Genomic DNA, 7,506 nt, shown 5'->3' with positions numbered 1-7,506 from the left:
TTAAGCCCCTAGCCCATTCAGTGCTCTACCCCCGTATTTCATCCATTGAGGCTAGCCCTAAAGCTATTTCGGGGAGTACCAGCTATCTCCGTGTTCGATTGGCATTTCACCCCTACCCACAGTTCATCCCCTGCCTTTTCAACGACAGTGAGTTCGAGCCTCCAATGAGTTTTACCTCACCTTCACTCTGACCATGGGTAGATCACACGGTTTCGGGTCTGCAACATGCAACTAGTCGCCCTATTTAGACTCGCTTTCGCTTCGGCTCCGTATCTTAAATACTTAACCTCGCTGCATATCACAACTCGCCGGTTCATTCTACAAAAGGCACGCCATCACACTATTACTAATGCTTTGACTGCTTGTAAGCATACGGTTTCAGGTTCTATTTCACTCCCCTCCCGGGGTGCTTTTCACCTTTCCCTCACGGTACTTGTTCACTATCGGTCGCCAAGTAGTATTTAGCCTTGGGGAGTGGTCTCCCCTGCTTCCCACGGGGTTTCTCGTGTCCCGCGGTACTCAGGATACTCTCTAAGTCAGTCTTCTTTTCGCTTACAGGGGTTTTACCTCCTATGCCGGAACTTTCCAGTTCGCTTCAGCTAAAAATCCTGACCCGTTTTAAGAGTCCTACAACCCCGACCTCCGAAGAGATCGGTTTGGGCTAGTCCCGTTTCGCTCGCCGCTACTCTGGGAATCGATTATTCTTTCTTTTCCTCCGGGTACTTAGATGTTTCAGTTCCCCGACTTGCCTTCGCTGTACCTATTTATTCAGTACACGATATCCAAATATGACTCTGGATGGGTTGCCCCATTCGGACATCCACGGATCTATGCCTGCTTACGACTCCCCGTGGCATTTCGCTGTTAACCGCGTCCTTCTTCGGCTCTTGGCGCCTAGGCATCCACCGTATGCCCTTTATATCTTGACCTTCTGGTTCTTTCCTCGACTTGTTATAGATGATTTGAATGTTTCCTATGCGCTTAGTAATTTTACCTGACGGAGCATGGATGCTCCTAAGTTCAAATTTGCCATGGATGGCATTAGAATTTGAACTTCAGATCTTTGTTGTCTTTACTTTCGCATTTCGCATTCTGCTTCTTTCGTTGTGCAGTTTTCAAAGAACAAGGATGTTCGAGTGTCGCGATGCCATGGATGGCAAGGAGCGACAAAGAACGTCTGCAGACTTTCTCTGCAGCAGGATCGTCAGTTTAACATTTCTGTTTCTGCTTTGCAATCCTTATTTTTTTTCCATACTTACCAGAATCTCTGATATGTATGGACATTATTTGAGTGTTTCTTTTACACATTACTGTGCTCAGGTCACTCAAAACTAAACAACAAGAAATCAATTGCTAAACTCACCTTACTTGAGAGTCAGTCCAGTTTGCACTGCTTTACTCTAAGTACCGACCTTGGAGTAGATTGAAGTCTAGCTTCAATCGGTTCTCCCTAGAAAGGAGGTGATCCAGCCGCACCTTCCGATACGGCTACCTTGTTACGACTTCACCCCAATCATCTACCCCACCTTCGACGGCTGGCTCCTTACGGTTACCCCACCGGCTTCGGGTGTTGCAAACTTTCGTGGTGTGACGGGCGGTGTGTACAAGGCCCGGGAACGTATTCACCGCAGTGTGCTGACCTGCGATTACTAGCGATTCCGACTTCATGCAGGCGAGTTGCAGCCTGCAATCCGAACTGAGAACGGCTTTCTCGGATTTGCTTCACCTCGCGGCTTCGCTTCCGTCTGTACCGTCCATTGTAGCACGTGTGTAGCCCAAGACATAAGGGGCATGATGATTTGACGTCATCCCCACCTTCCTCCGGTTTGTCACCGGCAGTCTATCTAGAGTTCTCAGCTTTACCTGTTAGCAACTAAATATAGGGGTTGCGCTCGTTGCGGGACTTAACCCAACATCTCACGACACGAGCTGACGACAACCATGCACCACCTGTCTCAACTTTCCCCGAAGGGCACTCCCATATCTCTACGGGATTAGTTGGATGTCAAGCCTTGGTAAGGTTCTTCGCGTTGCGTCGAATTAAACCACATGCTCCACCGCTTGTGCGGGCCCCCGTCAATTCCTTTGAGTTTCAACCTTGCGGCCGTACTCCCCAGGCGGAATGCTTATTGTGTTAACTGCGGCACAGAAGGGGTCGATACCCTCTACACCTAGCATTCATCGTTTACGGCGTGGACTACCAGGGTATCTAATCCTGTTCGCTCCCCACGCTTTCGCGCCTCAGCGTCAGTTACAGTCCAGAAAGTCGCCTTCGCCACTGGTGTTCCTCCACATCTCTACGCATTTCACCGCTACACGTGGAATTCCACTTTCCTCTCCTGTCCTCAAGCCATACAGTTTCCAATGCTTTACGGAGTTAAGCTCCGCACTTTCACATCAGACTTATATAGCCGCCTACGCGCCCTTTACGCCCAATGATTCCGGACAACGCTTGCCCCCTACGTATTACCGCGGCTGCTGGCACGTAGTTAGCCGGGGCTTCCTCGTTAGGTACCGTCAATCTCAAGCATTATTCACACTTAAGCCGTTCTTCCCTAACAACAGTATTTTACAACCCGAAGGCCTTCTTCATACACGCGGCGTTGCTCCGTCAGACTTTCGTCCATTGCGGAAGATTCCCCACTGCTGCCTCCCGTAGGAGTCTGGGCCGTGTCTCAGTCCCAGTGTGGCCGTTTACCCTCTCAGGCCGGCTACTGATCGTCGCCTTGGTAGGCCTCTACCCCACCAACTAGCTAATCAGACGCGGGTCCATCCCTAAGCGCTAGCATTTTCAGAGGCCAGCTTTCTTCTCCAAGAGATGCCTCTCGGACAATACATCCGGTATTAGCAGCCGTTTCCAGCTGTTGTCCCGGTCTTAAGGGCAGGTTACCCACGCGTTACTCACCCGTTCGCCACTAAGCTCCACCTGACACCCAGTGCTTTTCCTTCATACTCAATATGTGTTGGCACTTATTTAATGCGTGGTGCGCTCTCTTCGTTCGCGCACTCGCTTGCTCCACATATCTATGTGCAAAGCACTCGGTGTCAGGCGTAGCTCCGTTCGACTTGCATGTGTTAGGCACGCCGCCAGCGTTCGTCCTGAGCCAGGATCAAACTCTCCATAAAAACTATTTACGGAGCTTGATTCAGCTCTTGTTTTACTAAAATTCATTGACGAGTCTAGCTTTTTAATTCATTCTTGTTGTTCAGTTTTCAATGACCTTTTGGCTCGCTGTGTCCCGAGCGCTTAGTTATAATAACAAAGTTACCGGAACCTTTCAAGCATCTTAATCCCAGTTTAAACATCACTAGGTCAAGAATGCTTCGTTTTTTCTACAAAATTCTACGAATATCTAAAGGATAATCATTTTCTTAATTAAATATTCATTTATATTAATCTTCTCTGGATTTCATGGTAGGAAATAAGATAACGTCCCTGATAGAGGCTGAATCTGTCAGAAGCATGACGAGCCTGTCAATCCCAATGCCAAGTCCGCCTGTAGGCGGAAGTCCATATTCAAGCGCTTGAAGAAAGTCTTCATCCATCATGTGCGCCTCATCGTCACCCTTTTCTCTTTCCAGAACCTGTTTTTCAAATCTCCCTCTCTGATCAATGGGGTCATTTAACTCCGAGAACGCATTTCCTGCCTCTCTACCATAAATAAATACCTCAAACCTGTCCGTATACTCAGGATTTTCTGCATTTCTTTTAGCGAGAGGAGAAATTTCTACAGGATGACCGATGATAAAAGTTGGTTGAATAAGTTTTGGTTCAACAAATTCTTCAAAAACCTCATTGATAATTTTGCCCTTGGTTTCCAGGGCATTAATTTGCAGCCCTTTCTCCATGGCAACTTTTCTGGCTTCTTCATCGGTTTCAATTTGGGTAAAATCTATTCCAGCATACTCTTTAATTGCGTCAAGCATCGGCAAGCGGCGCCAGGGCTTCGCGAAATTAATCTTCTCACCCTGATAAGTAACTTCCTGGGTATGAAGAACTTTCTCCACAATATAAACGATCATATCCTCTGTAAGGTTCATAATATCTTCATAATTTGCATAAGCCTGATATAGTTCCATCATGGTAAATTCAGGGTTATGCTTAATTGAAATTCCTTCATTTCGGAAATTACGGCCAATTTCAAATACCTTTTCAAAACCGCCCACAATCAGCCTCTTAAGCGGAAGTTCCAGAGCTATCCTCATGTATAACTGCATATCAAGCGCGTTATGATGCGTAATAAAAGGCTTTGCAGTCGCACCGCCTGCGATCGGAAGCAGCGTAGGCGTCTCAACCTCCAGAAATCCTTTCTCTTCCAGGTATTCACGCATCGTTCTGATAATTTTATTTCTGGTGATAAATGTTTCCTTCACTTCTGCATTCATAATCAAATCAAGATAACGCTGACGGTAACGGATATCGACGTTGGTAAGCCCATGAAACTTTTCCGGCAGCGGTCTCAGCGATTTTGATAGCAATGTAATATCCTCAGCCTTTATTGAAATCTCGCCTCTTTTGGTACGGAAAACGCTGCCGCGGACGCCGATAATATCACCAATATCAAACGTCTTTATCGTGTCAAACATTTCTTCGCCGAACGCATCAACCCGAATATAGATCTGGATTTTCCCCTGAAGGTCTTGAATGTGCACGAAAAGAACTTTCCCTTGATCTCTTTTGGACATGATTCTTCCGGCCGCGCTGACATCCTGCCCTTCCAGCTCATCAAAATTCTCAATAATGCCCTGTGATAAATGGGTTCTCAAGTAATGGTCTGCATAGGGTTCAATACCTTTCGCCCTGAGATTGTCCAGCTTGTCCAAGCGAATACGCATCAGTTCATTAATATCCAGATTTTCCATCGTTTTTTCCCCCAACATCTGTTTCAGTTCAATACTATATTATACCAAACGAGGCTATCCAACTAGTACCCCGTAAACACTATCCAGCCCGTAACACCATCACGCGGTATTACGGGCTAAAATTCAGCTTCATTTTGTTGAAATGGACCATTGAACGAACAAATTTTTAATAGAAAGCAGCAAATAAACTAGCGGATATCTACAATTTCATAACGAAGCATTCCTGCCGGAACATTAACCTCAACAACGCTGCCTTTAATTTGTCCAAGAACAGCTTTGCCAACCGGTGATTCATTGGAAATTTTATTGACTGCCGGATCTGCCTCTGCCGAGCCGACGATGGTATACTCTTCTTCGTCCCCATATTCAACATCTTTTAACAGTACTGTACTTCCTATGGCAACATGGTCTTTTTCATCATTGTCGTCAATGACTCTGGCATTTCTCAGCATTTTCTCGAGAGTAATGATCCTGCCTTCGATAAAAGCCTGTTCATTTTTAGCATCTTCATATTCTGAGTTTTCGGATATATCTCCAAACTCAATGGCTTGTTTAATCCTTTCAGCAACTTCTCTCCTTCTTTGGGTCTTTAGAATCTCCAGTTCTTCTTCCAGTTTCTTCAAACCATCAAGTGTTAAAATGACTTCTTTTTCGGGCATAAAAAATACCCCTCCCTCTTTCTCTTATGAGGTAATTTTTTTGAATCCTTTTATGTGAGACATTATATACACAAGTAAAATAAAATATACACTGTAAATCTCTTCCTAGCTTTTTAATACTCGTAATTATAAGGAACCTCCATTTTATTGTCAAGCAAATTTACTTAATATTTTGATAGCCGGATCAATGGTCCGGGCATTCCATCGCGTAAATGCCTGAAAACAACGTCTTCATTTCCTGGTAACTTTTGATTTTCATGATCTGGTTCCGGTACTCTGCTGCTTTCCTCATACCCTTGATATACCAGGAAGCGTGTTTGCGGATCTCCTGTACGCCGGTTCTTTCGCCTTTATATTCAATAATCTTTTCAAAATGCTGAATAAGTATTCTAAGTTTTTCTCTATTGCCAGGTTCCTGTGGAAGTGTTTCCGTATCGAGATAATATTGGGATCTGCCAATCAGCCATGGATTTCCTAAAGCTCCCCTCGCTATCATGACTCCATCGCATCCGGTAAGCTGAATCATTTTCAGCGCATCTTCCGGAGATAGAACATCCCCATTCCCAATCACAGGTATGCCAATTCTTGCTTTAATTTTACTGATCCATTCCCAGTCAGCCTTGCCGGAATAATATTGTTCTCTGGTCCGGGCATGAACTGTCAGCATGCTGACTCCTGCCTGCTCTAACATTGGCGCCAGTTCAAGCGCAACGATAGTGGAGCTATCCCATCCCAGGCGGATTTTAACGGTAACAGGAACCCTAACAGCCTTTACCACTTCGGAGACAATTTCTATCGCTAACGGAATGTTTCGAAGAAGGGATGCTCCTTCACCATTTTTCACAATCTTTGGTGTCGGACATCCCATATTAATGTCTATGATATCAGCTCCATATGTTTCAGCTATTTCAGCTGCTCTGGCCATTGGGACAGGTTCGGATCCAAAAAGCTGAACAATTCGGGGTTCTTCTTCTCCTTTTAGATCAAGCATTTTAAATGTCTTGGCATTATGATGCAGCAGTGCTTTATCGCTGATCATTTCCGTTATGACGTATTTGCCGCCTGTGAGCCGGATGATTTCCCGAAAGGCCTTATCCGTTATCCCTGCCATCGGGGCCATAAAAACAGGCTTATCTGACAAATAATACTTCCCTAATTTCATTTTTACCTCAATGTATATAATTACCGTAAATTTCTTTCATAAATATACAAAAGTCCTTCCAACGTTAAAAAAGGATCAATCATATCGATCATTTTGGAATCCCCGGCAATCAGTTCAGCCAGACCCCCGGTTGCAATAACTTTAATTTTTCCGCCAAGTTCTTTTTTCATCAGCTCGACAATACGGTCAATCTGCCCGCAAAATCCATGATATATTCCCGCTTGCATACCGTTGACTGTATTTTTGCCGATGACGTTTTTGGTCTTAATAATCTCTACTCTAGGCAATTTTGAAGCTTTTTGGTAGAGCGCCTCAGTGGAAATCCCGATTCCAGGTGCAATCGCGCCTCCTAAGTACTCTCCCTTTTCACTGACGGCGCAAAAAGTTGTTGCCGTACCAAAATCAACAATAACTAATGGCCCGCCATACTTGGTATAGGCAGCAACAGCGTTGACAATCCTGTCTGCACCGAGCTCCCTGGGATTATCAATATTAATGGAAATGCCCGTCTTCACGCCCGGGCCAACAATAATAGGGGTTACGCTGAAATACTTTTTGATCATCTGTTCCAGCGCAGGCGTCACAGGCGGTACAACCGAAGAAATAATAGCCCCAGATATATTGCTGAAAGACCAATCGTGAAAACTAAATAAATTTTTAATTGTCGACGCATATTCATCCGATGTATTGTTTTTTTCCGTAGAAATTCTCCAGTAATGCATAAGCTCACGGTCCTGGTAAACACCAAGTACAATATTCGTATTCCCGATATCGATGACCAGAATCATTGTACCCGCCTCCTTTACAACCGGATAAGTGCAG

4 protein-coding genes and 2 rRNA genes (1 of these 6 cut by a window edge) are annotated in these 7,506 nt (G+C 45.0%); all 6 read right to left on the bottom strand.

From position 1 onward, the window contains the following. A 23S ribosomal RNA gene (locus AAH944_RS00760) occupies positions 1 to 929 on the bottom strand; it reaches 2,137 nt to the left of the window's first position. Positions 930 to 1,454: 525 nt separating this feature from the next. Further along, positions 1,455 to 3,126: ribosomal RNA gene (locus AAH944_RS00755) — 16S ribosomal RNA — on the bottom strand. The 16S and 23S rRNA genes sit together here, the layout of an rRNA operon. Positions 3,127 to 3,393: 267 nt before the next feature. Beyond that, on the bottom strand, positions 3,394 to 4,863 hold the full coding sequence (lysS, locus tag AAH944_RS00750; RefSeq protein ID WP_019226925.1) for a lysine--tRNA ligase: 1,470 nt from the start codon (positions 4,861 to 4,863) through the stop codon (positions 3,394 to 3,396). Between the two features lie 188 nt (positions 4,864 to 5,051). After that, positions 5,052 to 5,522 (bottom strand): transcription elongation factor GreA, encoded by a 471-nt coding sequence (gene greA / locus AAH944_RS00745; protein ID WP_019226924.1) that lies wholly within the window; start codon positions 5,520 to 5,522, stop codon positions 5,052 to 5,054. A 184-nt stretch (positions 5,523 to 5,706) separates the two neighbouring features. After that, positions 5,707 to 6,684: a tRNA dihydrouridine synthase DusB gene (gene dusB / locus AAH944_RS00740; protein ID WP_415535692.1), complete on the bottom strand. Its 978-nt coding sequence runs from the start codon at positions 6,682 to 6,684 to the stop codon at positions 5,707 to 5,709. Between the two features lie 20 nt (positions 6,685 to 6,704). After that, positions 6,705 to 7,472 (bottom strand): type III pantothenate kinase, encoded by a 768-nt coding sequence (locus AAH944_RS00735; protein WP_415535690.1) that lies wholly within the window; start codon positions 7,470 to 7,472, stop codon positions 6,705 to 6,707. Between the last annotated feature and the right edge of the window lie 34 nt (positions 7,473 to 7,506).

Origin of the sequence: Dehalobacter sp. CP (assembly GCF_047652685.1) — a bacterium.
GTDB lineage: Bacteria > Bacillota > Desulfitobacteriia > Desulfitobacteriales > Syntrophobotulaceae > Dehalobacter.
The sequence above is the reverse complement of the archived record's forward strand: the minus strand, read 5'-3'. Positions and strand labels throughout refer to the sequence as shown.